Source organism: Bradyrhizobium sp. Cp5.3 (assembly GCF_000426265.1).
Taxonomy (GTDB): Bacteria; Pseudomonadota; Alphaproteobacteria; order Rhizobiales; family Xanthobacteraceae; genus Bradyrhizobium; species Bradyrhizobium neotropicale.
In genome coordinates this window covers 20,163-43,960 of the sequence record NZ_AUFA01000032.1, presented here as the reverse complement: position 1 = coordinate 43,960, position 23,798 = coordinate 20,163, and the positions used below count along the sequence as shown (strand labels likewise).

Below are 23,798 nucleotides of genomic sequence, written 5' to 3'. Positions count from 1 at the left end.
GACATCTCGAGGGAAATGCCATGCCGCGAAAGCTGATCGATATCTCCGTGCCGTTGCAGAACGACGTGCCGGCCGATCCGCCGGGCAATCACCCGAGGATCCAGTACATCGATCACCAGCAGGGCCTGCCGCACATGCTGCAGTTCTTCGATGGCCTCAAGGCGGAGGACCTGCCGGACGGTCAGGGCTGGGCCGTCGAGCAGGTCTCGCTCTCCACCCATAACGGCACGCATCTCGATGCGCCCTGGCACTTCCACCCGACCATGAACCGCGGCGAGCGGTCATGGACCATCGACGAGGTGCCGCTCGAATGGTGTCTTCAGCCCGGCGTGAAACTCGACTTCCGGCACCTGCCCGACGGCTACGTGGCCACCGCCGAAGACGTCGAGAAGGAGCTGAAGCGCATCGGGCACACGCTGTCGCCGCTGGAGATCGTCGTCGTCAACACCAGCGCCGGCGCCAAATTCGGCCAGACCGACTACGTCAACTCCGGCTGCGGTATGGGCTACGAGGCCACCATGTACCTGCTTGAACGCGGCGTGCGGCTGACCGGCACCGACGGCTGGAGCTGGGATGCGCCGTTCGTCTACACCGCCCGGAAATATGCGGAAACAAGGGACGCCCGTCTGATCTGGGAAGGCCACAAGGCGGGACGGCACATCGGCTATTGCCATCTCGAGAAGCTGCACAATCTGGACAGGCTGCCCTCGAGCGGGTTCACAGTCTCGTGCTTTCCGGTGAAGATCGAACGCGCCTCAGCGGGCTGGACCCGCGCGGTCGCCATCATCGACGGCTAGGTAGGCGCCGTCATTCGCCGTCGAGGCCGCTCTCGGCGAGCTCGCGCAGCGCATCGGTATCGAGCACGACGATCGCGCCATGCTCGAGGCGGACCCAGTTGCGTCCGGCCCAGGCGCGCAACTGCTTGTTGATGCTCTCGCGCGTCATCCCCACCATCTCGCTGATCTCCTGCTGCGTGATGGCCAGCGTGCCGCTGCCCGAATCGAGCTTGCGTTCTTCGGTGAGACCGAGGAGCGCGCTCGCGAGCCGGCCCGGCAGGTTCTGCAGGATCACCTGCTCGACCTGCTGGCTGGTCCAACGCAGGCGCGCGCAGAGCAGCTCGATGAACTTCATCGCCAGCGCCGGCTGGCTCTTCACGAAGGGCAGAAAGTCCCGCCGATCGATGACGTAGAGTTCGCAATTGGTGTTGGCGGTCGCATCCGCCGAACGCGGCGCGCCGTCGAGGACGGCGATCTCGCCAAAAATCTCTCCCGGACCGATCAGATTGAGAATGGCGTTCCGCCCATCGGGCGAAGAAGAGGAAATCTTTACTGTCCCCGAGATCACCGCAAAAAGATTGTTGCCCGCGTCGCCCTTCGCGGCGATCGTCGCGCCGCGCTTCACCAGGGTGTGCTTGGCATACCGGCAGAGCTGATCAAGCGCCTCCGGCTCCAGATCTGCGAAGATCGGGTGCTTGCGCAGGACCGATAGTTTGTTGCCCGACGACTGTCGGGGGTCACCGGCCTTGTCCTGAGGCACGCCGCGGGACTCCTAAGACTGCGAGGCACTGAGTTCCTGCGTAGTCAACGTTAGCAGGCTTTTCAACCGGAAAGCATGCACATGATTTGAGGCAAATGCCGCGAAAATGCCGCGGTCGTGCTGAAAGCCGCATCCGCAGGATGCGCCAATGCGATCCGGGCGATGCAGAGTTGCAGATGCCGCAAGCCGCGAAGGGCCGATCAAGGCAAGCAGACGCGCGCGGTGGGCGCGTTGGAACGCGACCGCGGTCTCAGGGGCTTCAGCGTTTGAAATCCGAATCGGGGCGCGCAGTGCTGGCCTGTCGGTCCGCCCAAGCCAAGGCCGCGGAAAAAACGGCAAAGACGGCTACGACGGCAATGGTCACCAGCAAAGCATCAGTCGGCATCGCGCCTCTCCCGAATCGCTTTCGGCATTATTCGCCGCACGCGCCGGGCGTCATTGATCGGGATCAAAAATCGGAGGGGCCCATGGAAGACCCTGGCTTCAGGCGGCCGCCAACGCCCCTGCCCGTTCGGCATCGAGCAGGCCGATGCCGCCCGGGATGATCTCGATCACGCCGAGGCGCTCCAGCTTGGTGAAGGTGCGGCTGACAGTTTCGATGGTGAGACCCAGATAGTCGGCGATGTCCTGCCGGCTCATCGGCAGCGGCACCGTCCCTATCGTTCCCTTGAGCAGGATCAGCCGTTCACGCCAGCCGAGGAGAAAGGTCGCCACCTTTTCGTCCGCCGAGCGGCGGCCAAGCAGGACCATGTGGTCGCGCGCCTGGGTCAACTCGCGGATTGCCAGCTCGTTGATCCGCCGCAAGAGATGCGGCCGGTCCTCGATGAAACGGGTGAAGGGCGCCTTCGCGAACTGGCAGATCGTCACCGTGCCAATCGCATCGGCGGAGAAATTATGGCGCCCGGAAATGTTCATCCCCAGGAAATCGCCAGGCAATGCAAAACCGACGATCTGCCTGCGGCCATCAGGCAACAGCTTGTACAGCCGCATGACGCCGTCGAGGACGTTGTAGAACGACGAAGTGATGTCCTCCTCGGAGAAGACGGTCTGGCCCGCGGCAAAATGGACGCGCCGTCCCAGATGCTCGAGCTCCCGGAGTTCGGCCGCGTCCAATGACGAGCAGACCGCGAATTCGCGGACCGCACAATCGCTGCAGGAATGCCCGTTCGGCTCAATCGTGACCAGGGAAGCCTTCATCCACCGCTCCAAGCGTCGGCTGCCCCTCGCATCAACCGAGTATGCCGCGCGGCCTGCATTTTACTGCATCGGGAGAGAGGCACTTGAGGCAAATCAAATTGGCGGACATGACCGCCTTGATCCGCCGCGAGGAGGACCTGTCCACGAGTTCAATCCTGTCCGGCAGCACCAGTCATCCTGCTGGGACCATTGATTTTCTTGAAATTTCGGTCCTGAGTGCCACACGAAAGTGCCACACGGACCATGGTTTCCCTGAAGTTTTCAATGTCCAAACGTGCCGGCTACAGTATTCTCCAATTCCGAATTCGTGTCCCTGCTAAGATCGTAGATCGGTTACGCGGCAAGCGTGTTTTGCTCAGCATCGCGACCCCGCACGACTACCGTGCGTCGCATCCAGACCCACTGTCGTCGCCGTAGCAGCGGTCTCGGACGGCATAGCCGATACCTTGCCCGGAGCGGGACTAAGCGGCCTGCACCGCTTCTGCCGAGATGCAGTCGTCGCGCTTCTTGTTGATGAGGTTCAACAGCCGGGCCGCCGCCCGAGCGTCGCATAGCGCGCGATGGTGATCTTCGAGCTCGATGTCGTAGATCGCGCACAACTTTCCGAGTCCGTACGATTTGTGCCCGGGATAGCGACGCCGCATTCCCACGCAAGTGCACAGCTTCGGAAAACGGAAGCGTCGTTCGAGCCGTTCGTACTCGTACGACAGGAAGCCGTAGTCGAAGTTCACGTTGTGGGCGACGAAGATGCCGTCGGCCATGAACGCCATGAAACTGTCGGCGATTTCGTGGAACACGGGCGCATCCCGAACCATCTGGTTGGTGATGCCGGTCGAGATAGTAGTAGACCGGCAACGTTGTAGGCTTCATGTGACGCGTGCCGGGTTCCCATCAAATCTGGTCAACGAATCTGTTCTCAACGACCAGCCGAAGACGTTTTATCGTTCCTTTTTTGTTCTGACAGCTTTATTTGTCAAGGCGGAGCGAAGGACAGACCCGTAGAGATGGACGCAAGCCGACCCGACGCCGGCCTTTCCCACCGCAAGATCATCCACATCGACATGGACGCCTTCTACGCGTCGGTCGAGCAGCGGGACAATCCGGATCTGCGAGGCAAGCCGGTCGCGGTCGGCGGCTCGGCGGAACGCGGCGTGGTAGCTGCGGCAAGCTACGAGGCCCGCAAGTTCGGGGTCCGCTCGGCGATGGCGTCCGTCATCGCCAAGAGGCAGTGTCCGGACCTGATCTTCGTGAAACCGCGCTTCGAGGTCTACAAGGCGATCAGCCGGCAAATCCGCGACATCTTCGCGGAGCACACGCCGATCATCGAACCGCTGTCGCTGGACGAGGCCTATCTCGACGTCACCGAAAACCTGCAGGGCATCCCCCTCGCCCGCGACGTGGCACTTCGGATCCGCGAGAAGATCAAGGCCGAGACGGGCCTCAACGCTTCGGCCGGCATCAGCTACAACAAGTTTCTGGCGAAACTCGCCTCGGATCACAGGAAGCCGAACGGACAGTACGTCATCTCTCCAGAGATGGGCGCCGCGTTCGTGGAGTCGCTGCCGGTCGGCAAATTCCACGGCATCGGTCCAGCGACGAGCGCGAATATGAATGGCCTCGGCATCTTCACCGGAATGGACATTCGCAACCAGACGCTAGAGTTCATGAATGCGAACTTCGGTAAGTCGGGCGCCTACTACTACTGGATCTCGCGCGGGGTCGACGACCGTCCCGTGCGCGCCAATCGCATCCGCAAGTCGATCGGCGCGGAGAACACGTTCTCAGTGGACCTCACGACATTCGACGCCATGGCTGCCGAGGTCCGGCCACTGATCGACAAGGTCTGGCGCCACTGTGAGAGCACCGGCAACCGGGGACGAACGGTGACGCTCAAGGTCAAGTTCTTCGATTTCGAGATCATCACGCGGAGCCGGTCCGTCCCGACGGTCGTCTCGAGCCGGGACGACTTGGAGAGCTTGGCGATCGCCCTGCTGCAGGCCGAGGTGCCCTTCCCGAAGTCGGTTCGCCTGCTGGGCGTGTCGCTGTCCTCGCTGCAAACGCTGGGGAACGACGATGTCGAACCTCAGCTCGATCTGCCCATCTAACGCTGCCCATGGATGCGACTTACCTGGCGGCCGAGATGGCGCCGAAAGCTTCGTGTGGCCGAACATGCGCGGCGCGGCCTATCCGTCTTCAAGATCGTGGATGATCGGTTTCAGTCCGACGGGCGTGACTTCGAGGCTCGCAAGCGTGATCGGCAGCTTGAAGCGCCGGCGCCCGGCACTGCCGGGATTCACGTAGAGTAAGCCGTCTACGGTAACGATCTTCGGCATATGGGAGTGGCCGGAAACAATGACATCGATGCCGGCGGCTACGGGATCGATCTGCAGGGTATTGAGGTCGTGCAGAACGTAGAACAGCCGTCCCGCAAGCCGCACGAACTCGGTTTCGGCAAATTCGGTGGCCCACTCGCCCGTGTCCACGTTCCCTCTGATCGCCGTGACGGGAGCAATTCTCCTCAGCGCGGTGATGATCTCGGGATCACCGATGTCACCGCCGTGAATGATGCGGTCGACCTGGGCCAGCACGCGAAGAGCCTCCGGCCGAAGCAGACCGTGCGTATCCGAGATGATGCCGATGGTGAAGGTCATCGAAGCGTCCGGTCGAAGCACCCTATCGCGCGTTTAGCCGCAGCAGTCGATCGCGGATCGCGTCTTCCTGAAACGCCGCCGGCTCCGGGCAACAGCCGCCTAAGCCGACTTCCGCCGCTGGCCCGTCGCCGGCTTCTTCGCCGCCGCTTCCTTCGCCGGCCGGAAACTAGTCGCGGATCCTATCGACGATCTCAACCCAATTCGGCTGCTTGCCCATCGGATATTGCTTGACGTTCTTCAGCTCGCCGCTGTCCTGGTCGATCGCATGGACTGTCAGGCTCGCTGAATCCATCCCCACCGCCAGCAAGAACTTGCCGCGCGGATCGATGTTGAAGCCGCGCGGGGTCTTCTCGGTCGGCCATTTGCCGATCCCGGTCAGCGTCCCCTTCTCGGGATCGATCTTGTACCCATACAGCAGGCTGGTCGTGCGCACGGCGCCGTAAAGGAAGTTTCCGTTCGGCGTGATATGGATGTCGGATGCGAAGGCCGAATCTTTTTGGTTGTAATCGCCGGTGTCGACGAACGCCACCTCGGTAAGGGTACCCTTGTCCTCGTCGATCGAATAGGTGCCGATCGTCGCGGTCGTCTCGGTGCTGAGATAACCCCATTTGCCGTTCGGGTGGATGGTGAAATGGCGCGGGCCGGCGCCGGCCTTGGTGGCGACCTTGGGCGGATCGTTGGGCGTCAGCATGCCGGTGCTGGCATCGAACTTGAACTGCATGATGTAATCGGCGCCGAGCACCGGGACATAGGCATGCTTGTTGCTGGCGTCGATGAAGACGCAATGGGCCTTCGGCTTGGTGTCGATGATCTGGGTCGCCTTGCCTTCGACAATATAGCGCGCGTCGATCGGGTAGACTGCCACCTTGGCGCCGGTATAGGACGCGCCGAGCAGGTGTTTGCCAGTCTTATCGACGTTGATGTAGGCCATTTGATCGACCAGTGGCGTCGCGTCGAGATGGGTGAGCTTCCCGCTGGCGTGGTCGATGGAGAACGTCGACACCGGATACGGCTCACTGCGCAGTTGCGCGTAAATGAAGCGCTTGTTTGGGGACAGCGCCATCGGTAAGCTGACCAGCGAGGTCTTCTCCGCGCCGGGCACCGGCGCCTTCTCGACCATGGTGAGCTCACCGGTGCCGCGGTTCATGCCGAGGACATAGATGTCCTTGGTGCCAGCGTTCGAAACGTAGACGAATGTTTCGTGGTCATCAGCAGCCATTGCCCTCTGCGCTCCGATCCGGGGAACGGCGCCGAGCGCAGCGATCCCGCCGAGCCCGAGTTGCAATACGCGGCGTCGTCTCGTGATGTCCTCCTACCGTTCCAATTCACGCGCGGCACGAGCCGCGGTCTCAAGGGCGCCGCGAGAGCCAGTTTGCGGCTTCGGGAACGGGCCGAAATGCGTTCCGCGCCGGCCAGGCTCAGGACAGGATGGCGGTGACGTTGAGGTCGGCGACGCGGTGAAATCTCCGCTGATTGAATCTTATACCTGAAACTGGGACCGAGCACTCAAAATCACACCGCAAAGGCGCTGGGCCTGACGGTACCACCCACGTTGCTTGTCCGCGCCGACGAGGTGATCGAATGACGAATGTCGTTTGCTGCAATGCATGAGTCAGGTCCTGGCCCGAATGCGAAGTCCAGGTCGCGTCCCGCGTTGGCTGCTTATTGGGGTAGACCGGAAGCGACCGGCCTCCCTTCCGAACAGCGTTCATGACCCATCTGCGACATGGGCAGGTTCAGCCGACCAGCTGGCAGTGCCCGCTGATGACAGTACCGTCGCGTTTATGCGCCTTAAGCGTGCCGTCGACGCGGTTGATGAAACCTTGCCAGACGGCGGTCGGGTCGAACAGATGTTGCCAAATGTTGCCGAGCGTAAGCGCCGTCTCAAAGAACAAGTGCGTATCCGTGACGTGGACGGCCAAATTGCTTCCGAATGTCCGAGAGTGCATCGTCCCCTCGTCCAGATTAACGGTGACCTGTTCCCCGTTTATGTAGACCGAGTTGCGCTCGCCACCCGTAAGGCCCCGCGCCCAGCATTTCAGATCGATCGTCTCGGCATGTGCAGCCGTTGCAGCTAGCAGCGCTGCGACGATGATGGTTGCTTTCAGCTTCACAGTTATCTCGTCGCTTTGTGACGGCCCTGCCGGGGAGTTCGGACACGGCAGGACATTCGATGACTTTGCCGAAATTTCGGCAAATTTGGGGGGTGTGGGCCGCGAGCCTCAGCCGCTATGTGTGGCGAGCGTCAGCCGTGGCCATGGGCCGCGAGCGCTTCGCGCTAATCTAGGCAATGGCCACCCTAAACGGAAATCGGGCGTCGCCTGATCGGATTCACAAAATCCCGCTCAATGGGGTTTGCGACAAGGTGCGTGGTTTGCTGCCTAAATCGCGCGGGCCGTTCGCCACATGGGGTCAAGCTGAAGAACCCGGTTTCGCCCTCGAAGGATGTGAAGAGGACTCAGTCGTTCAGAGATGAGCACGCGGCAATAGCCATCCCATGATCTTCTGATACGGATCGCGACGACTGCGGCCGCATGCGTTCTCGTTCTGCTGAGCGGCGGTCCTGGCGAATTCAGAAATCCCCTCCATAGACTGCCGTTTATCCTTCGGAAGCTTCGCCCATTGGCGAATGATCTTCCGGCGGGCTTCGCGTTGCTTTTCCCTTACGTCAGGCATCGGGACGCTGCTTGAAGAGGATTATACCGGTCGACCTAGTATTGTTTGGGCTCACTAGAACTTCAACGTCCAATCAAGAACTCTTAGCCCCTCTGATCGTGCAGCGCTATACACGGGAGCTAGTCTCATATTGGCTTTGCAGGCCCGCCGCCCTAGAATTGCGGCGATCGCAGGACGGGCAAAATGCAGTATGTTTGCGACGCGCCGAAGGGCAAGACCTGGTTCCGTATCGAGACGGAAGGTGAAGCGATGCATGAGTCGCGCCTGATGGGCCACACAGTTGAGAAATATTTCCGCCGCGAGCGGGAGAAGGCAGTCCAGTCCTGGCGTCCCGAGCGGCCCAACGCGATCGAGCGCGACATCGGCCTCGAGGCCCATGTACAGCGAGAGATGCCGCTTTTCCTCACGCTGCGCGACAGGGAGGGCAATGCACTAACTACAGCGATGCTGCCACCGGGTGGCAAGGATCGCGGCGGGTTCCGGATCATCATCGTTGCCGCATCCAATGCCGATCCTTATCCTCAGCAGGACGCGGCCATCGCTGCACTGGGAGCGCATTTCGGTCTCACACTCGATCGCAACCGCTGCTTCCCCTACGGCCGCTAAGGAGCCTGACAACTATCGCCGCTTGATTGGAGCGATGTCGGCTCATGGCCCGAAGCGGCTGATGGCCGATGGGCAGAGCGTGTCCGCTCTGCCCTGGCGATTCAGACATCAATCTGTTCGGCAATCGCGAGCGCATCGTCAACCTCGATGCCGAGGTAGCGGACCGTGCTTTCGATCTTGGTATGGCCGAGCAAGAGCTGCACGGCTCGCAAATTCCCTGTGCGGCGGTAGATCAGCGTTGCCTTGGTCCGGCGCAGGGAATGAGTGCCAAACACCTTCGGGTCAAGCCCGATGCTCGCCACCCAGTCGGAAAGAAGGCGAGCATATTGGCGCGTTGTCATCGCCCGATCCCGCCCACGGCGTCCAGTGAATAGGTATTCATCTGGCTTCCTCCCGGCTTCCTTCAAGAAGTCGTCAACGGCCTGCCGGGTTTGATCCGTCAATTCGAACTTAATTGGTCTCCCAGTCTTCTTCTGCCGGACGGTCGCACGATCGATCGCATAACCATTCGGAGCGACGTCTTCGACCCTCAAGGCAACGACGTCGCAACCACGCAACTTGCTATCGATCGCAAGGTTGAAAAGCGCCAGGTCGCGGGTCCGTCTTTCGATCAGGAGCCGGGCTCGGATCGACCAGACTTGGTTTGGCCGCAGCGGAGGTTTCGCTCCGATGAGCTTGCCCTTGTTCCAGGGTGTGCGACGAGCTTTAGTGGAGAGGCTGTTTTCCTCAGGCATGATCGTACTCCTCGGTTTGTGAGGGCCCGAGCATGCGTTGTGATGAGTCAGATCGTGTCTGCTTTCAGAGGCTTGCGCCGGAGGGGGTGCCGTAGGGCCGCTTTAGGTCGGCAGCGAATGACTCGTTGCAGACTGCCGCGGCGGTCCGGTTGGAATTCACGCTTGAGCCGATCGACTCGCGGACAGCCACAGCACGGAGCCGCCGAAGTTGTCGTTCTTGGTCAGATTGCGATCGATTGCAACACCGTCGATCTTGTCGTTGCGGATGATCGTCTGAATGAGCTGATAACCGCGATGCGGAATGTCGGGAACCCTGCTTCCTGATTTCCAATAATGTTTGGTCGTCAAACGCCAGAACAGCTCGTTCCCCGTCAGAATTGCCCTGGCTCCAACGTATACTCCGGGAACGAATCCCGCGCTCTCAACCTCGGCGAACCATGCGTTGCAGTACGCGATCATCGTCTCATGCGGTGTCGAGGTCTTCGCGCCCTCGAGGTCAAGCCAGACGTTGACGCCGTCCGGAAAACCGATCTGACGCGCATGCCTGGCCGCATTCTTCCCGTTCTTGGTCCCCAGCGCCTGCGACGGTGACCAATTCTCGGGGGCAACGTGCTGAACGACCATCAAGGCCAGCCCTGCATCGAGGATGACGTTGGCCTCTGCCTCGGATAGGTCTCCCACCGGCTGCACGTCCTGGCGGGACACGTATCGAATACAAAATTCAAACCCCCTTGCCTTCGCAACCTCGCAAATGCGGCGATTAAGCACCGAGTTGGCATCGAATCCGTGCACTCCCGGCGGTGCAGCTACAACTCTTCCCCGCAGCGGCATCTGGCGTCTCCCCCGTGAACCTGAACCGGTGATCGTAGGTTTTGCCGCACCGGTGCTCCTTCCCAACGCGGTTCGAACATGCGCCGATGCTGCGGTCACAATTACCCACCGGCCTTGTTTTTCAACGAATTCTTCGAGGTATCCCCTATCGGACCCTTCGCGCGAACGTCGAATGTGCGCGCTCCGAGCTCCGGCGGCATCGGCTCCAGCCACGGCGCAGCCATTATCGTTTCCTGCGCATCGGAGAGACCCTGCGCCCATCGCGCTTCCATCGTCGGGCGGTCGAATTCGTAGTCCTTTGATTGTCCCAGCGCGTGCTCCGGACGGTAAATCACTTCAACGATGTCCATCGTAGTCACGCAACGGAATTCGTCGAGCAAGGCGACTTCCGGGCCGATCCTTAGATCGTCGGGAAGTCTCTCCCAAAGCATGTTGATGCTGTGGCGCAGATCGTGCAGCCGCCGCAATGTGTCCGTACCCGCCCGAGTTCGGCTGGAATAGCGGATGTCCTTGTCCCGCTCGGTAACCTCGTTCAAATTCCCGGGCAGGGCGCCGCGGGCTGGGAAAAGGTCCACCTGGAAAATGAGATGGCTACGGCGCGGGTAATACTCGATCACGTATTGCAGCGGCGTATTGGATACCAGGCCGCCGTCCCAATAGTGCTCTCCGTCGATTTCCACGGAGGGAAAGCCTGGCGGCAAAGCGCCGCTCGCGAGGACGTGCTCCGGCCTTATCTCGGTCTCCGCATTATCGAAGTACGCGAAATTTCCTGTCCTGACGTTTACGGCTCCGACGCTGAAGCGAATTTCTCTGGAATTAATGCGATCGAAATCGACAAGCCGCTCCAATGTGGATTTCAGCGAGCTCGTGTCGTAGTAGCTGGTCGGCGTGTGGCCGAACCACCAGTCGGTAGGCTTTCGCGGTGCGAAGAAGTTAGACTGGCCGAAGATCAGCGCATGCATTGCGCTGATCTGCTTTCCAAGGTCGAAAGGCAAACCCGCGCTGTTGACGAGATCAGAAATCCGTACGGGCCATATCGCGGACGTTGTGATCGTGCGCCAGAATTCACGCAGTTTTTCAACCCGCATTTCCGGCGAATTGCCAGCGATCAGGGCGGCATTGATCGCGCCGATCGAGATGCCGGCCACCCAGTCAGGTTTGTAGTCCGACGAGGCGAGCGCCTCGTAAACGCCGGCTTGATAGCTTCCGAGGGCGCCGCCGCCTTGCAGGACGAGTGCAACCTTCTTCGTGTATGATTCTGGCCGCAAGGCAGCTTGCTTCATTGTCCTTCCTCTGTTTTTGATCGACAGAATTCTCCGGGCGCGCGCCCAAGCGAACTCCCGGTCGAGACCCCAACCAAATTCGAGCTAGTCATCAATCTCAAAGCCGCCAAGGCGCTCGGCCTCACGATACCGGAATCGTTCCTGCTGCGCGCCGACTAGGTGATCGTATAAAGCAGGTAATTGCTGCGGTGCATGAGTCTCTTCATGGCCCCAAGCAGCGGTTGCGGGACGTCTGCTATTCCGCCGCTGTCAGGGGATAAGCAGACATCCGCGAAACGAGCCCAAAGTGACGCGAGTGATCCCGAGCGGACCTCGATTGATGGTTCGGTTGATCCTCCAAAGATGCAGCCGCCCCAGCATCGTGCCCAGAACTGGTCTTTCAAGCCTGAGGCGGCCCCGTCGAGCGGGCGTCTGACCTCGACGGGTGATCGCGCGCGCGCTGCGGCCTGCCATTCGGTTCGGCGGCGATGCTTTTGCGGCGAGACATGAGCCGCCTCCGGGTGTAGGCTGCGTACCATCGTGCCAGCAGGGCCGGAAGGGCCGCGGCTGCGTCGATCAGACCAACAACGTGTCTGAATGATGCGTCGGCGTCGATGCCCCAATTTGCGGCATGCTCTCGATTGCGCCGAACAGACCATGCGTCTCGCCGTCGATGCCGTCTGCGAAGTAGAGGGTGTTCGGGCTGCCGTTGGTGGTTCCGCCGCCCCCGAAAGTCAGGGCCCAGAGACCGCCCGGCGTGTGTCCCGAACCGGGTGAGATCGGGATGGTGCCTTCGAACTGGTGGGTCTGAAGATTGAAAGCGTTGATTTCACTGTGCTGGAAGCTGAAATTGCCCACCAGAAGGTCGCCGCTGAACTGGCCGAAATTGTCCGGAGCGATAGCGACGCCCCATGGAGCGGCGAGAGGGGTGTGACGGCCACCGAGCAGCACTCCATGCGGTTCGAGTTTGCCGCTCTCGCTGAAAATGGCCACCGCCCCGTCGCCTTCGTCGGCCATTGTCTGCGCTGCACGACCGGAAGGCGCATAGGTCACATACACTTCGCCGCCGATGTCCGTCGCATTGAAGGGGACGAGCCCCCGGGCTGCGATCTGGCCCGGGGTCCGAAACGCATGATCGCCTAGGTCGACCGGGTCGAATTTACTGTCGAAGACGTCGATCGTCCCGGCGCTGGTGTTGGCGGCGTAGAGCATCGTATGAGCCTCGTCGACTGCCAAGCCGGTATAGACGGCGCCCGGCGTCGTCACTTCCACCTCCGCTTTTGTCAGGCTCGGGTGCCACGCAGAGATCGTCCCGTTGAGATCAGCGAAGATGAAGCGGGCGCTCATGTCGTCGTTCAGGTGGAAAGACGAGGCGTTCGTATTGGAGACCTGTCCCGTGGGGCCTTGGGGTCCGGTTGCGGTGGTTGGGATGCTTACCGTGAGAACCGGGCCAGAGACGTTGGTGCTGTCGGTCACCGGGTAGACAGTGGTCACATTGGAGCCCTGGTCCGAGATCCAGAAGGGGCTGCCGGGGCTGCCGGGGACAAACGAAACGCCCCAAGGATTCACCAAATTCGGGTCGGTTACCGTAGCGAGTCCGAGGATGTCCGAGACCAGATTCGTCTGAACATAGATGGCCACATCGGCGGCGTCGGCGGAGGTCGGGTCAGATTGGAATGGCGCTTTCATGATTGTTCCTCCATGATGCAACGACTGACTGAGAGGGTCGAGCAGCTGTCTTTCATCCGAGAACATTCGAAACCATGCCGCCTGGCGGATTCAGGCGGAAGCGATGAAGTCGTCAGCTCCAAGCAAAGGGCTTCAGTGCTTGATTGCAGAGGTAAAATGATGGGCGGCAATCACCGGCCCAGTGCCCCATTCTGCCGTGACCTGTTGAAGGACTGGCGCCCAACACTGCGCCCGCTGACGGAAGCAACAGGCAGGCGCAGATTGCGAGAGAGGCTAACACGTGTTTCATCGCTGCCCTCCCTTTCCAGACGGTTTTACTTCTAGACGATTTTGCGAGCAGTGCCGTATTGGCCAATGCAAGCGCGCATTGACCGTCCAAGCGATGAGGTCCTGATCGCTGCCAATAAAACCCCGACAAGGTACAAACTATCCCGCGCCGTCCCATTTTTTTTGCGCCGCTGCGAGCAATCTTGTGTGCACCACGGTCGACGGCAGATAGGCCGCATCTCATTTTGCCGCTGCGACAGCCCCTGACTTATCTGTCAGAAACTAACTCACGAATTATTTGCGGTTTTGTACTGGGCCCCAGCGCGTGGGCAATTGATGCTGTTGTCGGCTCCTCCACCGGCACGAGAGTGCCAAGGAGTGGGCGCCGTTTTGAGGCTCCCACGATTCGGAGGAGCAGCCTATGCAGTCAATTTCGACGATCGGTCTGGATATCGCGAAGTCGGTCTTTCAAGTGCATGGCGTTGATGCAGCCGGCCAGGTGCTCATCCGCCGTCAGTTAAAGCGGCAGCAGGTCGTGGCATTTTTCCAGAAGTTGCCGCCATGCCTGCTGGGGATCGAGGCTTGCGCCTCATCGCATCATTGGTCCCGCGAGCTGCAGACGTTGGGGCATACGGTGCGATTTGATGCCTCCGGCCTCTGTGAAGCCTACGTCAAGCGACAGAAGAACGACAGCACGGACGCGGAGGCGATTTGCGAGGCAGTCACGAGACCCAACATGCGGTTCGCGCCGACAAAGACGGTCGAGCAACAGGGCTGTCTGGTGCTCCACCGGGCGCGCCATCTCTTCATCCGCCAGCAGACTGCCGTCATCAATTCGATCCGCGCCTATCTTGCCGAGTTCGGGATTGTCGCCCCCGTCGGACCCGGGGGTGTCGAGCAGTTGCTGGAGGTCGTCGCCGATAGAGCTGACTGCCGGCTCCCAGAGGTGGCCCGCGCGTGTCTTGCGGCTCTCGGCAGCGATTTGCGGTCACTGAAGGCTCAGATCCTGGAGTTCGACCGCCGCATCATCGCCTGGCATCGATCACATGCGACGAGCAAGCAGCTCGACGCGATCCCCGGCTTGGTCCGGCGCTGGCAACGGCTTTGGTCGCGAGCACTCTGATTCGGAGGCCTTTCGATCGGGACGGGACTTCTCGCCTGGGTCGGACTCGTGCCGAAGCAGAACTCGAGCGGTGGCAAGGACAAGCTCGGCAGCATCGGCAAGCAAGGCGATCGCTACTTGCGCAGCCGGTTCACGGCAGGCGCACTCGCCGTGATCCGCTATGCCAAGATCCATGACACGGGGCATCGGCCCTGGCTCATCGCGTTGTTGGCGCGGCGCCCCACCAAGGTCGCGGCCATCGCACTCGCCAACAAGCTCGCCAGGATGGCATGGGCGAGGATGGCCAGGACGAATGCTACAAGGAACCCGCCACTCTTACGGCGTGAACGAGATCACAGCCGGTCATCCGGGTGCGACGTAACGGTTGGAAGGGCGAACAGCACTAATGCAGCGCCGGTCGATCCGGCGATCAGGACAACCCACTTGGGCCACAGCATCGTCGAATGCGTGCTATTGACCGGGACCTGATCCGCGGAGGGCATTATGGCCAGCGGTCACGTGAACCGCGCTAACAGGCCGAACACATGGCGCTCCGACCAACGCCGCAAGTGACGATTCTTCTTGCTAGCCCGGAGCCGTCCATAGGCGACTTCAGTCTCCTGAGTCGCAAAAGCGTGGCAACATTTCTGCTGTAACCGGCCTTTAGGGCTCGTTAGATTCGATTTCCGTCGGGCAGAGGAGCTAACCATGTCACATCTCGCGCGAATTGCACTCGCGTTCCTGCTGGCGACGGTGCAACTTCCGGCAGCATTTGCGCTAGACAATGCACCAGCGACCATTTCTCAGGAGCTTGTGCCATTCTCGTCGGATGAGGGGCTTGCGCGGCTGGCCCACTCAACTGCAAAGGTGGACTTTCCCGCCCTTGCCAATCAATTTGAGGCGGAGTCTAACGGCGCGTTCTGTGGACCCGCGTCTGCAGCAATTGTGCTCAACGCCGTTCGAGGTCGGAGCCCTGATCTGCCCCGGGACCGGAGCCGATTACATTCAGAAGACCTTAAATACATTCCGAGCGCATACGATCCCACGATCCCTCGCTTCACGCAGGACAACGTGATCATCAAAGGCCTGAAGACCCGCGCGCAAGTTCTCGGCGAACCGGTGACGATCAATGGAAAACAGATTCAGGACTTCGGCTATCAGGTCCGTCAGCTCGATGAGATGCTGAGGGCAAATGGCCTAACGACCCGGCTTGTCATCGTTGATGACAGCAAGCCCGAGCAGGATATTCGGACTGATTTGGTTGAAAACCTCAGGCGTCGGGGCGACTATGTGATCGTCGCCTACCAACGCAAGGCTGTGGGCCAACAGGGCCCCGGACATATCTCGCCGCTTGGCGCATATGACGCTGAATCCGACTCGTTCCTTGTCCTTGACGTCAACCCTGCGAGCGCTGGCTGGGTGTGGATGCCAACTGCGACCCTCGTTAAGGGTATGCGCACATTCGATACGGTTGAGAATCGCGGGTATATTCTTGTTGAGACCCCTTGAGGCGTTCTTCACTTCGCGTCGATGAAATTTCCGCACGGCCCGAATCGGCCCCCTGGCGACGTCCGCCTTCTAACCGTTCCTCGTCATGATGTCCTTTTCATGTTTACGCGGACGCTTGGAAGAGATGCAAAACATTTTGCAAACGCGAATGCATCCTTGAACGGAACGCGGAGTACCTCAAAACGCGAGTTAGCGCTTAGAACGGACCACCAGAGCGAGAGTATCGCGCATACATTATGCGCTCTACGGGCATATCGAGCTTCGTATCGATCTAATGTGCAAGGACGAGACCGAAGCCAAGAGGCGCGCCAGACGCTTGGCAGACCGCCACGACGTAGAGCTCTAGAGCCAAGATCAAAAGATCGCGCAGTTTAAGAGTGAGTAAGGCTGACGTCTCAAATGCTCGTTGGTTTCACAGTGAACCAGATGGGCGAGGTGGCGTTAGAAGGCAATGGACAATGACGACCTTCAAGCGCGCAGTGAACAAGCTCTTGTCGTAGTGTCCCTCAGTACGGCAACGCTGATTGCGTGCTCGGCCTCTTGGTATCTGCAACGCCGCCTCGGTTGGCGGCCTTTTTTTTAAGTACTCGGTCAACCTGCCATGTCGCTTGTTGGCCTACTTCAAAGCCCGGGCTGCACATGGCAGCACCAGGATTACCTGTGACGCGGGCGTCCGGGCTATCGAACGAAGCTATAACTGACGATGTTCACCAGAGAGACGGTCGTCCACCTGATCGGCGAGCCCTGCCTGAAGTTGTACCGGGCCAAAGGCAAAGACCATTGGTATTTCGAATTCGACGACCACGGGCTGTCCGGCATCAAGAGGGTGATGGTGAAGCGGCTCAACGACCTGCCGCTCGCTACATGGTTGAATGAAGGCAGAACATTTGCCGCCGCAATGCGGGCGAAGCGCGAGCGGTGACGATCGCAGGAGCAAGCGGTGATCGACAGACCCCAAGCAGCCGGGAGCTGCAGCCGGGCCGCAGGGCGCGATGAATCCACCGACGGCGGGCGGTCCCGCGCCGGGTGGTCCGCCGATCAGACCGGGCAGCTCACCGGCACGCCGCCGCCGCGTCCGCACCCGACACCGGCCGCGCCGCCGATGCCGGGTTGAGTTAGGCGCGCGCTTAAAAGCGCGAATGTCGGCTTTAGCGGGCTAGGCCGAAATCCTCTGCTCAATTAGGAAATGCCGGCTTTTGACCCTGGCTGGGTGAAAACGCTGGCGGCTTATGATTCTCATGTGATTCTTTGGGGGAATCGATGAGGCGCTTCGTTGAGGAGGCGGATCGTGGGCAACGGACGCTGCTGCCTGAATGCCTCGATGATTTCATTGACGAAGTGGAGCTCTACGCCTTCGATATGTGAACAGCGCAAACTGGTACTGTCCGCGTCCGGATTTGTGCTCCTGGCTGATGTCCTAATCTGCCTGTGCGGGTGTCAAACGAAAGACCCCAGCCGGGATCGGATTGGGGCCTCCCCGAACAAGACCCTGCAAGGCCCCATCACAGCGCTTACAGGACCGCAGACCCCACCGCTTACCGAAAGACCGTTCCTAACTCTGCCCCACATGCAGCGGCCCCGCCTCGCGGGGGGTGCGTGGTAGGGCCGCCTGCTTCCCGGACAGTGGGGCTGAGTTAAGTCCGGTCAGCCCTCTAACTCTATGCCCGTAAAGGACAAAAGGTACTTAATTCTGAATGTTTTAATCCGCTTCTTCAGAGCGCTCGTTCCTAAACACAAAGGGCCGCTGCCCGGCCACAGCGACCCTCTCCGGGTTCAATGATTGCGCGATGAAATGGATTAGCCAGCCCGGGATTGCCTATTTTTCCCGACAGCATCGGGTCCGGCGAACACATATGTGAATCGAGAGTGTCCTAACTTCAAATCTCGCCCCGCGCATGAAGAAGCCACCTGCCTAAAAGCAAGGGCCGCTGCTTTGCAACAGCGGCCCGACGGGGTCACAATAAATCCGAGATGAAATGCGCCAGCCCAGTAAGTCGAAAATACTTCGGGGACTGTGACGTTCCGAATGCTAGGAGCGCACAAACCTGATCTGCGTCAGCATTTTCCTGAACGCTTGCGAGTTTCCGTTAGCGTCTGTTCGGACGGCGCTAAGGAGTTAGCGCGATCATCTCACTTGCCACGGGGGCCATCACGCCGATTTGCAGCCGGCCCTCTGGCTGGGGTTGAGGGCCCGCCCATGCGCCAGCCCCGGCGGGCCTTCCCCCAATGGATATCGCGAAGTCGGTCTTTCAAGTGCATGGCGTTGATGCAGCCGATGAGGCGCAAGCCTCGATCCCCAACAGCCAGTCCACTTTGTTTTGTTTGGCGATGCGGCCAGGTGGTTATCCGCCGTCAGTTAGAGCGGAGCAGGTCGTGGCATTTTTCTAGAAGTTACCGCTCGAACCGCGCCGACATCGGCACGCTTTTTTGTTTCGAGAACGCTAGGACGAAAGAAGCGTTCGCAATGACCTGCGACAACTTCGGCATTCCATGCCAAGACGGCTAGCCAACTGAGGGACACCCGGGAGATTGCCAAGGGTGAAGCCGTTCAAACGAAGGGGCCGCCAGTCGGAACCGGCGGCCCCTGCTCCGATTTCACTTTTTCAGGCAAAGACCGATCGTCGGTGAAGTGCCGCACTTCCCGCCATCAGCGCTCCCACCACTGGGACAGAATACTGAGACAAGCGTTTCGCTGCTGTCGCAATTGACGGCGCCGTCGGCCTGCACCGCCCGGATATTGACCGCCGCCGGATCGCCTTTGTCTCCCTTGTCACCTTTCGGCCCCTGCGGTCCTTGTGGTCCTTGCGCTCCGGCTGGGCCCTGTGGACCTGGCACCCCCTGAATCCCTTGGGCACCCTGCGGGCCGGCCGGGCCCTGCTGTCCCGGGTCGCCCTTTGGTCCTGGCTCCCTTCCACATCCGGCAAGTGCGAGAGCGATCGTTAGCGCCGCAGCGGCGGTCAGCTTGTGCATTTTGACCTCCTTCGATCGGAAGTAACAAGCGCGATGAGAGTGCCGCAAGAGAAGCCCGCGGGCGGGCTGAGAACGGCCCCCGCTAGGTCCGGTTGATCAAATATCGGCGCGAAAACGGCCCCAGCACAACCCTAAGTGCCGGCGCCGCTAGAGGTCTGCTTGGCGGTAATGGGATCGCCAAACGCTGGAAGACTAGAAAAATGCTGCGTTTCGTTCTGTTCACTTCGGTACATTGGAATGCGGGAAAAACCTGCAATTTTCGGAACCTTAGTTCCGAGCCGATGTTCGTTCCCGCGATGGATTGGATTTTAGGGATGGCTGCGGTCTTCTGCTTTGCTGTCGGGCTAAACACCCTCGCCCTCGCGCTTGGCGTGGGGGCGCTAATCAGCAACATCGGTATCATCGCACTGAGATTGAGGGCTCAGGCCCGAGGAGCTTTTCACGACGATGGCTGGGTGGACCCAAAACTCTTTACGGCGGCGGTCCTCGTCGCGGCTGTGTGGTTGTTCGCCCTGAACGCAGGCTATATCGACTAGCCCCTCCGATTCGTAATCCGCCGCGCGCCAAGGCAGGCACGCTCCTTGCCAATTCGACCTGCGATGAAAAGAAGGCGTGCAGCCATGGGACACAAGAATCCAATTTTGAAGCGGCGGGGGCGTGTTTTGACACATGCCCTGATTGATCTCCTGAGAATGCTTCAGGAACTCGAGGACTTGAGAGAGAAGGTCAGGATCGCCGAGGCCGCTCGGGTATTACATTAGCTCGGTAAGAGCGCTGCACCTGCCATCCGGCGATGGGGCGAGAGTTATGAACCGCATTGGTCGCATGATCGTCTACGCGATGCAGTTCTTTGCATCACTGTGAGTGGCGCCCGAGCTATGGCCGAAGTTGCTCAAACCTCTCTTCAATCGGTCGCAAATCATCATGAACCTGCTTCAGAGCATAGCCCCGATCAGTGTTGCACGAAGTCGAATTCTGGTTTCCAAGCAATTGGCGACGAAGCTCGCGCATATCCTCTACCAGCGGAAACGAGCGTTTCGATTGTGGATGACAACAGTGGCTCCTAAAAACAACAGTTCTTAAATGAGCGCACGCTAATCCATTTGAGGCATCGAATGACAGGAACCTTAATATGGTTGCACAGGTTCGTGACTCGGCTAGGCCACTGATTAATGATGTTTCCGAAATGAAATTATGCGCCTTCTCATTCGGAGCATCCCTTTCCCTGACCCGCCGTGTTGCTGAACCTTCTCTGCGCTCTTGGGCGGCATCGTACCGGCAAGGTATTTCGCGCTAGCTGCGATCTCAAGGGATGGCGGAGCAAGCCGGCCCAACGATGTTCGCGCGTTTCGGCATCATGCGAGCCCTGAACCGCGGCGGCCCGCCTTAGGCCTCTCTCTATGCTCGTTCCGGAAGCGTCGATACCGTCGCGGTGTCGGCTCAACGTTCGACAGGTCATCGTTACCGAGAATCGCAGGAACGAGTTCGTCGCTCACAACCTTCTCCATTACAAATCGCACAAGCTTGGAGCGAGAGATCCCGCGTTCGTTTGCCGCCTTCTGTAGATACTCGACTTCCAACGGAATGGTGATGTTCTTGATGGTCACAATGAGTCCCCCCCCCGTGATGCTCCTTTTTTTGGTACTCTCGTTTGCTGACTGGCAAATTTGGTGAGAATTGGAAAGCAATGTGGCAAGGGACTAAAAGCCAACGCTGGCGCAACATCGACCCCGACACGCTTGAGGCTCGTGACAATAACGGCGTGGTAGTTGAGCGAGGACATCGGGGCAGCAAGGTGGCGCACCGCGACGATGCGCGCGCCTGTGTCCAGGCGAGAATGGAGGGACTGACGCAAGGACCCCCAGCCGAGGGCGTGCGGACTGGGGGCCCCCTTGGAAACCTGGTCATGCACTGCGGATGCACGATCACATGCCCCACGGCTTACCGCAATGAGGGTTCGTCCAGCCGATGGCCGGAGTTTTGCCAAATGCCCTCGCTCCAGAGGGTACTGACGTGGCCTTACGTGACTTACTGGCCCCAGCTCACCCGAAGCTGGGACCTTTTCTCAACGCCTGTCGATGATTAGGCCGCTAGGTTCGCGCCGCTCGGCGAACGGCAGGCCGGTTTCGCGGGCGAGACGTTCACCCAGCTCATGCGCTTTGTCGCCGCTATCCCTGCCTAGGAAGGTCTCGATCATGTCGAGAAATTCACCCGCAGCGTCGAGCGTGCAGACGTGACATTCGAAGGGAGCGTGCGGGATTTGCGCCTGAGATCGGAACGGTGTCACCTCTTCCGCCCGAGGACAGTTAACGTCCTGGCCTGATTGAGGAGTGTTCCGATGCGCGTTCCAGTCCTTCCAATTCTCGTGAGTGGCGCACTCTGCGCCGCCACATCCGTGCAAGCGCAGACTTACGATCCCGCCTACCCGGTTTGCCTCCAAGTCTATACGGGCGGCTTCATGGATTACTATTTCGAGTGCGCCTACACCAATATGGCCCAGTGTCAGGCCTCCGCATCGGGCCGCGCGGCATCATGCGTGGTCAATCCCTACTATGCCGGGAAAGGCGGAAAGCCCGCAGTACGTCACAAGCGAACGCATCATCACTGACTACCGATTGAGCCCTTTGCCCTGTGTCGCCATTCCCGGCGGTTTCGTAGGATCGGCAAAAGGCGCGCATGCGCCGTGCTAGTCCACCTCGATGGTGCCTGCTTCCGGCGAGATCGGTCCCATAGCTGCACCCATAGCGGCGGCGTCGAGTGCCTTTCTCTCGCCGCCGCTAGACCCGTCGTAGCTCAGTCGTAGGCCCCCAGCCAAAGGGGCGCACCGGGGACCTCTTCCTCCGTCGAACAGGCCGTGCAGAAATCCCGCCACGGCACTTGCATGTCAACCGGCGTCCAAATTTTGCATGCCGAAAGACAATCGAGACCCGCTTCGTGATCGGGCTGTTGCTGCTCAAGCGCATTTACGGGCTGTCCGATGAGGGAGTGTGCGAGCGCTGGGTCCACGACCCGTATTTCCAGTTCTTCACCGGCGAAGAGTTCTTCCAGCACGCTTTCCCACACGAGCGCTCGGACCTGAGCCATTGGCGCAAGCGGCTCGGCGACAAGCTGGAACTGTTGCTGGCCGAGAGCCTGCGGGTGGCGCACGAGGCCGGCGCGTTGCGCAGCCAGGACCTCAAGCGGATCACGGTCGACACCACAGTGCAGCCGAAGGCCATCACCTTTCCGACCGATGCCAAGCTCCTGCATGCGGCCATCAAGGGGCTCAACCACCTAGCGACAAGATACGGCGTCAGGCTGCGGCAATCCTATTGTCGCGTGGCCAAGGCCGCGGCGATGATGGCTTCCCGCTACGCCCATGCCAAACAGTTCAGGCGGCATCAGCGCCAGTTGCGCTAGCCGGCTGGGCCAGGATCATCCGCGACATCCGCCGCAAGATCGAGGGGCAGCCAGCATTGGAGGAGGCCTTCGCCCTCCCACTTGGCCGAGCCACACAGATCCGCTCACAGCAGCAGCGCCAGCGCGGCTGGAAGCTCTATTCCTTCCATGCCCCGGAGGTGGAGTGCATCGGCAAAGGCAAGGCCGCCGCGCCCTACGAGTTCGGCGTGAAGGCCTCCATCGTCACCAACGACCGCCGGGCTCCCGGCGGCCTGTTTGTGCTGCACGCCAGCCCAATGCCCGATAACCCGTACGACGGCCACACCTTGCGGGGCGTCATCGACCGCACCGGGACGCTCACCGGCTGTCCGATCGAGCGGGCCTATGTCGACAAGGGATACCGCGGCCACGACGCGAAAAATCCGCGTCGCGTCTTCATCTCCGGCCAGAAGCGCGGCGTCTTCGGTGTCATCAAGCGCGAACTGCGCCGCCGTTCCGCCATCGAGCCCATCATCGGACACATGGGCCGAAGGTCATCTGGGCCGCTGCTACCTCAAAGGCCGCGCCGGCGATGCGGCCAACGTCATCCTCTCAGCCGTCGGCGACAACTTCCGCCGCATCCTCGCCTGGCTCAGAGAACTCTTGGGTCTGTTCCTGGGATTGCTGTGGCGAACGCTTGCATCTCCAACCCAGCGCAATCCGGCTTCTTAACGGACGACTACTGCCGGTCTCCCGGCGCACCGCTCCAATCCATCATCGGCACTGTAGAAAATTTTCGGTCTAAGCCATTCATTTGCAGAGGTATTTCGACCTCCTCCGGCCCTCGATGTTTATTGGACCGATCGAGAAATCTGGTTTGAGTAAGCTTCAGCTAGTTTGGCTCTTCTAGGACCATATGTGCATGAATGGGAAGCGAAAATCGCTTCTTCGGATTATCAGTGCACACGTCACGCCAACGAGAGCGAGAGCACACGCCACTCCACAGCGAATATGAGAGATGCTGCCGCCTTAATGCGATCGCGGCCCGCTTCCAATCGAAGATCTGCACGCAGGCAGATCATGCGCGGCTCCTGATCAAGTGTAGCAAATGTCTTCCGAAAATCATCAGTGGCGGGAGTGTTTGCTCAGACTGACAAGCTCTGGCATTCCAGGAGTGAAGATTTCAGGCCCGTGTCGCGAAGATCGCAATTTGCCACGTCACAATCCTTGCGTTGATCTATGTCAAACAACCGCGTCGTGGCTGGATGGCGTGCCGTTTGCGGCCTTATGCCCGGATAGGTGCCCACCACAATAGTGTCGCAAACGCCACATTGATCACGAGTAGTGGTGGGGCTAGAGTACTACGATCATATGTTAAAGAGCGGCGTTAGCTCAGGGTAGGCGCCGTTTC

Annotated in this window: 21 protein-coding genes and 2 pseudogenes; 10 read left to right on the top strand and 13 right to left on the bottom strand. The window is 60.1% G+C overall.

Translation table 11 applies throughout. The features are described from left to right. Positions 1–20 precede the first annotated feature (20 nt). Positions 21–797 carry a cyclase family protein gene (locus K289_RS0130885; RefSeq protein ID WP_027555017.1) on the top strand — a complete coding sequence of 259 codons (777 nt, stop codon included), beginning with the start codon at positions 21–23 and terminating at the stop codon, positions 795–797. Between the two features lie 10 nt (positions 798–807). On the opposite strand, the gene K289_RS0130880 is transcribed toward K289_RS0130885, so the two are convergent. From K289_RS0130880 to K289_RS0130870, 4 genes are all read right to left on the bottom strand, one after another. Beyond that, entirely contained in the window at positions 808–1,536 is a 729-nt protein-coding gene (locus K289_RS0130880) for a Crp/Fnr family transcriptional regulator (protein WP_027555016.1), read from the bottom strand. A 259-nt stretch (positions 1,537–1,795) separates the two neighbouring features. Continuing rightward, positions 1,796–1,921: a hypothetical protein gene (locus K289_RS52890; protein WP_256380026.1), complete on the bottom strand. Its 126-nt coding sequence runs from the start codon at positions 1,919–1,921 to the stop codon at positions 1,796–1,798. A gap of 98 nt (positions 1,922–2,019) precedes the next feature. Further along, entirely contained in the window at positions 2,020–2,733 is a 714-nt protein-coding gene (locus K289_RS0130875; protein ID WP_027555015.1) for a helix-turn-helix domain-containing protein, read from the bottom strand. Between the two features lie 461 nt (positions 2,734–3,194). Further along, positions 3,195–3,560 (bottom strand): PolC-type DNA polymerase III, encoded by a 366-nt coding sequence (locus K289_RS0130870; protein WP_256380028.1) that lies wholly within the window; start codon positions 3,558–3,560, stop codon positions 3,195–3,197. A gap of 177 nt (positions 3,561–3,737) precedes the next feature. Between K289_RS0130870 and dinB the strand changes: the two genes are divergently transcribed. Next, a complete protein-coding gene (gene dinB, locus K289_RS0130865; RefSeq protein WP_027555013.1) occupies positions 3,738–4,838 on the top strand; it encodes a DNA polymerase IV in 1,101 nt (366 codons plus the stop codon). Positions 4,839–4,916: 78 nt separating this feature from the next. Here the strand turns inward: dinB and K289_RS0130860 are convergent, their stop codons facing one another. From K289_RS0130860 to K289_RS0130845, 4 genes are all read right to left on the bottom strand, one after another. Further along, entirely contained in the window at positions 4,917–5,384 is a 468-nt protein-coding gene (locus tag K289_RS0130860) for a metallophosphoesterase family protein (protein WP_027555012.1), read from the bottom strand. 166 nt (positions 5,385–5,550) lie between these two features. Next, positions 5,551–6,603, bottom strand: coding sequence for a lactonase family protein (locus tag K289_RS0130855; RefSeq protein WP_035686431.1), 1,053 nt, complete (start codon positions 6,601–6,603; stop codon positions 5,551–5,553). A 517-nt stretch (positions 6,604–7,120) separates the two neighbouring features. Continuing rightward, a complete protein-coding gene (locus K289_RS0130850; protein WP_027555010.1) occupies positions 7,121–7,498 on the bottom strand; it encodes a hypothetical protein in 378 nt (125 codons plus the stop codon). A 352-nt stretch (positions 7,499–7,850) separates the two neighbouring features. Beyond that, positions 7,851–8,060, bottom strand: a complete 210-nt coding sequence (locus K289_RS0130845; protein WP_027555009.1) for a hypothetical protein — start codon at positions 8,058–8,060, stop codon at positions 7,851–7,853. Positions 8,061–8,243: 183 nt separating this feature from the next. On the opposite strand from K289_RS0130845, the gene K289_RS0130840 reads away from it, so the two are divergent. Beyond that, positions 8,244–8,666, top strand: a complete 423-nt coding sequence (locus K289_RS0130840) for a hypothetical protein (protein ID WP_027555008.1) — start codon at positions 8,244–8,246, stop codon at positions 8,664–8,666. Between the two features lie 101 nt (positions 8,667–8,767). On the opposite strand, the gene K289_RS0130835 is transcribed toward K289_RS0130840, so the two are convergent. The 3 genes from K289_RS0130835 to K289_RS45740 all read right to left on the bottom strand — a co-directional run bounded on the left by K289_RS0130835 (position 8,768) and on the right by K289_RS45740 (position 11,514). Beyond that, positions 8,768–9,400, bottom strand: a complete 633-nt coding sequence (locus K289_RS0130835; RefSeq protein ID WP_027555007.1) for a tyrosine-type recombinase/integrase — start codon at positions 9,398–9,400, stop codon at positions 8,768–8,770. 156 nt (positions 9,401–9,556) lie between these two features. Beyond that, entirely contained in the window at positions 9,557–10,231 is a 675-nt protein-coding gene (locus K289_RS0130830) for a glycoside hydrolase domain-containing protein (RefSeq protein ID WP_035686396.1), read from the bottom strand. 101 nt (positions 10,232–10,332) lie between these two features. Further along, positions 10,333–11,514, bottom strand: coding sequence for a patatin-like phospholipase family protein (locus K289_RS45740; protein WP_063614223.1), 1,182 nt, complete (start codon positions 11,512–11,514; stop codon positions 10,333–10,335). On the opposite strand from K289_RS45740, the gene K289_RS50830 reads away from it, so the two are divergent. Further along, positions 11,506–11,673, top strand: coding sequence for an ABC transporter substrate binding protein (locus K289_RS50830; RefSeq protein WP_156918278.1), 168 nt, complete (start codon positions 11,506–11,508; stop codon positions 11,671–11,673). The genes K289_RS45740 and K289_RS50830 overlap by 9 nt on opposite strands. Positions 11,674–12,069: 396 nt before the next feature. On the opposite strand, the gene K289_RS45735 is transcribed toward K289_RS50830, so the two are convergent. Continuing rightward, entirely contained in the window at positions 12,070–13,182 is a 1,113-nt protein-coding gene (locus K289_RS45735; protein ID WP_051310983.1) for a TIGR03118 family protein, read from the bottom strand. A gap of 688 nt (positions 13,183–13,870) precedes the next feature. Here K289_RS45735 and K289_RS45730 point away from each other — a divergent pair. The 4 genes and pseudogenes from K289_RS45730 to K289_RS0130795 all read left to right on the top strand — a co-directional run. Continuing rightward, positions 13,871–14,860, top strand: a pseudogene (locus K289_RS45730) (IS110 family transposase); the annotation flags it as partial. 399 nt (positions 14,861–15,259) lie between these two features. Beyond that, a complete protein-coding gene (locus K289_RS0130810) occupies positions 15,260–16,060 on the top strand; it encodes a phytochelatin synthase family protein (protein WP_027555005.1) in 801 nt (266 codons plus the stop codon). Positions 16,061–16,763: 703 nt separating this feature from the next. Beyond that, complete coding sequence (locus K289_RS0130805; protein WP_027555004.1) at positions 16,764–16,982, top strand: hypothetical protein; 219 nt, start codon at positions 16,764–16,766, stop codon at positions 16,980–16,982. Positions 16,983–19,230: 2,248 nt separating this feature from the next. Further along, positions 19,231–19,566, top strand: coding sequence for a hypothetical protein (locus K289_RS0130795; protein ID WP_156918277.1), 336 nt, complete (start codon positions 19,231–19,233; stop codon positions 19,564–19,566). 1,529 nt (positions 19,567–21,095) lie between these two features. Here K289_RS0130795 and K289_RS52885 read toward each other — a convergent pair. Beyond that, on the bottom strand, positions 21,096–21,227 hold the full coding sequence (locus tag K289_RS52885) for a hypothetical protein (protein ID WP_256380025.1): 132 nt from the start codon (positions 21,225–21,227) through the stop codon (positions 21,096–21,098). Positions 21,228–21,368: 141 nt separating this feature from the next. Here K289_RS52885 and K289_RS49180 point away from each other — a divergent pair, with 141 nt between their 5' ends. Then, positions 21,369–21,638 (top strand): DUF3551 domain-containing protein, encoded by a 270-nt coding sequence (locus K289_RS49180; protein ID WP_084788787.1) that lies wholly within the window; start codon positions 21,369–21,371, stop codon positions 21,636–21,638. Between the two features lie 302 nt (positions 21,639–21,940). Continuing rightward, positions 21,941–23,119: pseudogene (locus K289_RS45720) on the top strand (IS5 family transposase); the annotation flags it as partial. Between the last annotated feature and the right edge of the window lie 679 nt (positions 23,120–23,798).

Excerpts from the sequence above, each read along its gene's own strand:
- K289_RS0130885 (WP_027555017.1), top strand. The coding sequence starts at position 21 with ATGCCGCGAAAGCTGATCGATATCTCCGTGCCGTTGCAGAACGACGTG.
- K289_RS52890 (WP_256380026.1), bottom strand. The coding sequence starts at position 1,921 with ATGCCGACTGATGCTTTGCTGGTGACCATTGCCGTCGTAGCCGTCTTT.
- K289_RS0130875 (WP_027555015.1), bottom strand. The coding sequence starts at position 2,733 with ATGAAGGCTTCCCTGGTCACGATTGAGCCGAACGGGCATTCCTGCAGC.
- dinB (WP_027555013.1), top strand. The coding sequence starts at position 3,738 with ATGGACGCAAGCCGACCCGACGCCGGCCTTTCCCACCGCAAGATCATC.
- K289_RS0130860 (WP_027555012.1), bottom strand. The coding sequence starts at position 5,384 with ATGACCTTCACCATCGGCATCATCTCGGATACGCACGGTCTGCTTCGG.
- K289_RS0130855 (WP_035686431.1), bottom strand. The coding sequence starts at position 6,603 with ATGGCTGCTGATGACCACGAAACATTCGTCTACGTTTCGAACGCTGGC.
- K289_RS0130845 (WP_027555009.1), bottom strand. The coding sequence starts at position 8,060 with ATGCCTGACGTAAGGGAAAAGCAACGCGAAGCCCGCCGGAAGATCATT.
- K289_RS0130840 (WP_027555008.1), top strand. The coding sequence starts at position 8,244 with ATGCAGTATGTTTGCGACGCGCCGAAGGGCAAGACCTGGTTCCGTATC.
- K289_RS0130835 (WP_027555007.1), bottom strand. The coding sequence starts at position 9,400 with ATGCCTGAGGAAAACAGCCTCTCCACTAAAGCTCGTCGCACACCCTGG.
- K289_RS0130830 (WP_035686396.1), bottom strand. The coding sequence starts at position 10,231 with ATGCCGCTGCGGGGAAGAGTTGTAGCTGCACCGCCGGGAGTGCACGGA.
- K289_RS45740 (WP_063614223.1), bottom strand. The coding sequence starts at position 11,514 with ATGAAGCAAGCTGCCTTGCGGCCAGAATCATACACGAAGAAGGTTGCA.
- K289_RS45735 (WP_051310983.1), bottom strand. The coding sequence starts at position 13,182 with ATGAAAGCGCCATTCCAATCTGACCCGACCTCCGCCGACGCCGCCGAT.
- K289_RS0130810 (WP_027555005.1), top strand. The coding sequence starts at position 15,260 with ATGTCACATCTCGCGCGAATTGCACTCGCGTTCCTGCTGGCGACGGTG.
- K289_RS0130805 (WP_027555004.1), top strand. The coding sequence starts at position 16,764 with ATGTTCACCAGAGAGACGGTCGTCCACCTGATCGGCGAGCCCTGCCTG.
- K289_RS0130795 (WP_156918277.1), top strand. The coding sequence starts at position 19,231 with ATGCTGCGTTTCGTTCTGTTCACTTCGGTACATTGGAATGCGGGAAAA.
- K289_RS52885 (WP_256380025.1), bottom strand. The coding sequence starts at position 21,227 with ATGATCGAGACCTTCCTAGGCAGGGATAGCGGCGACAAAGCGCATGAG.
- K289_RS49180 (WP_084788787.1), top strand. The coding sequence starts at position 21,369 with ATGCGCGTTCCAGTCCTTCCAATTCTCGTGAGTGGCGCACTCTGCGCC.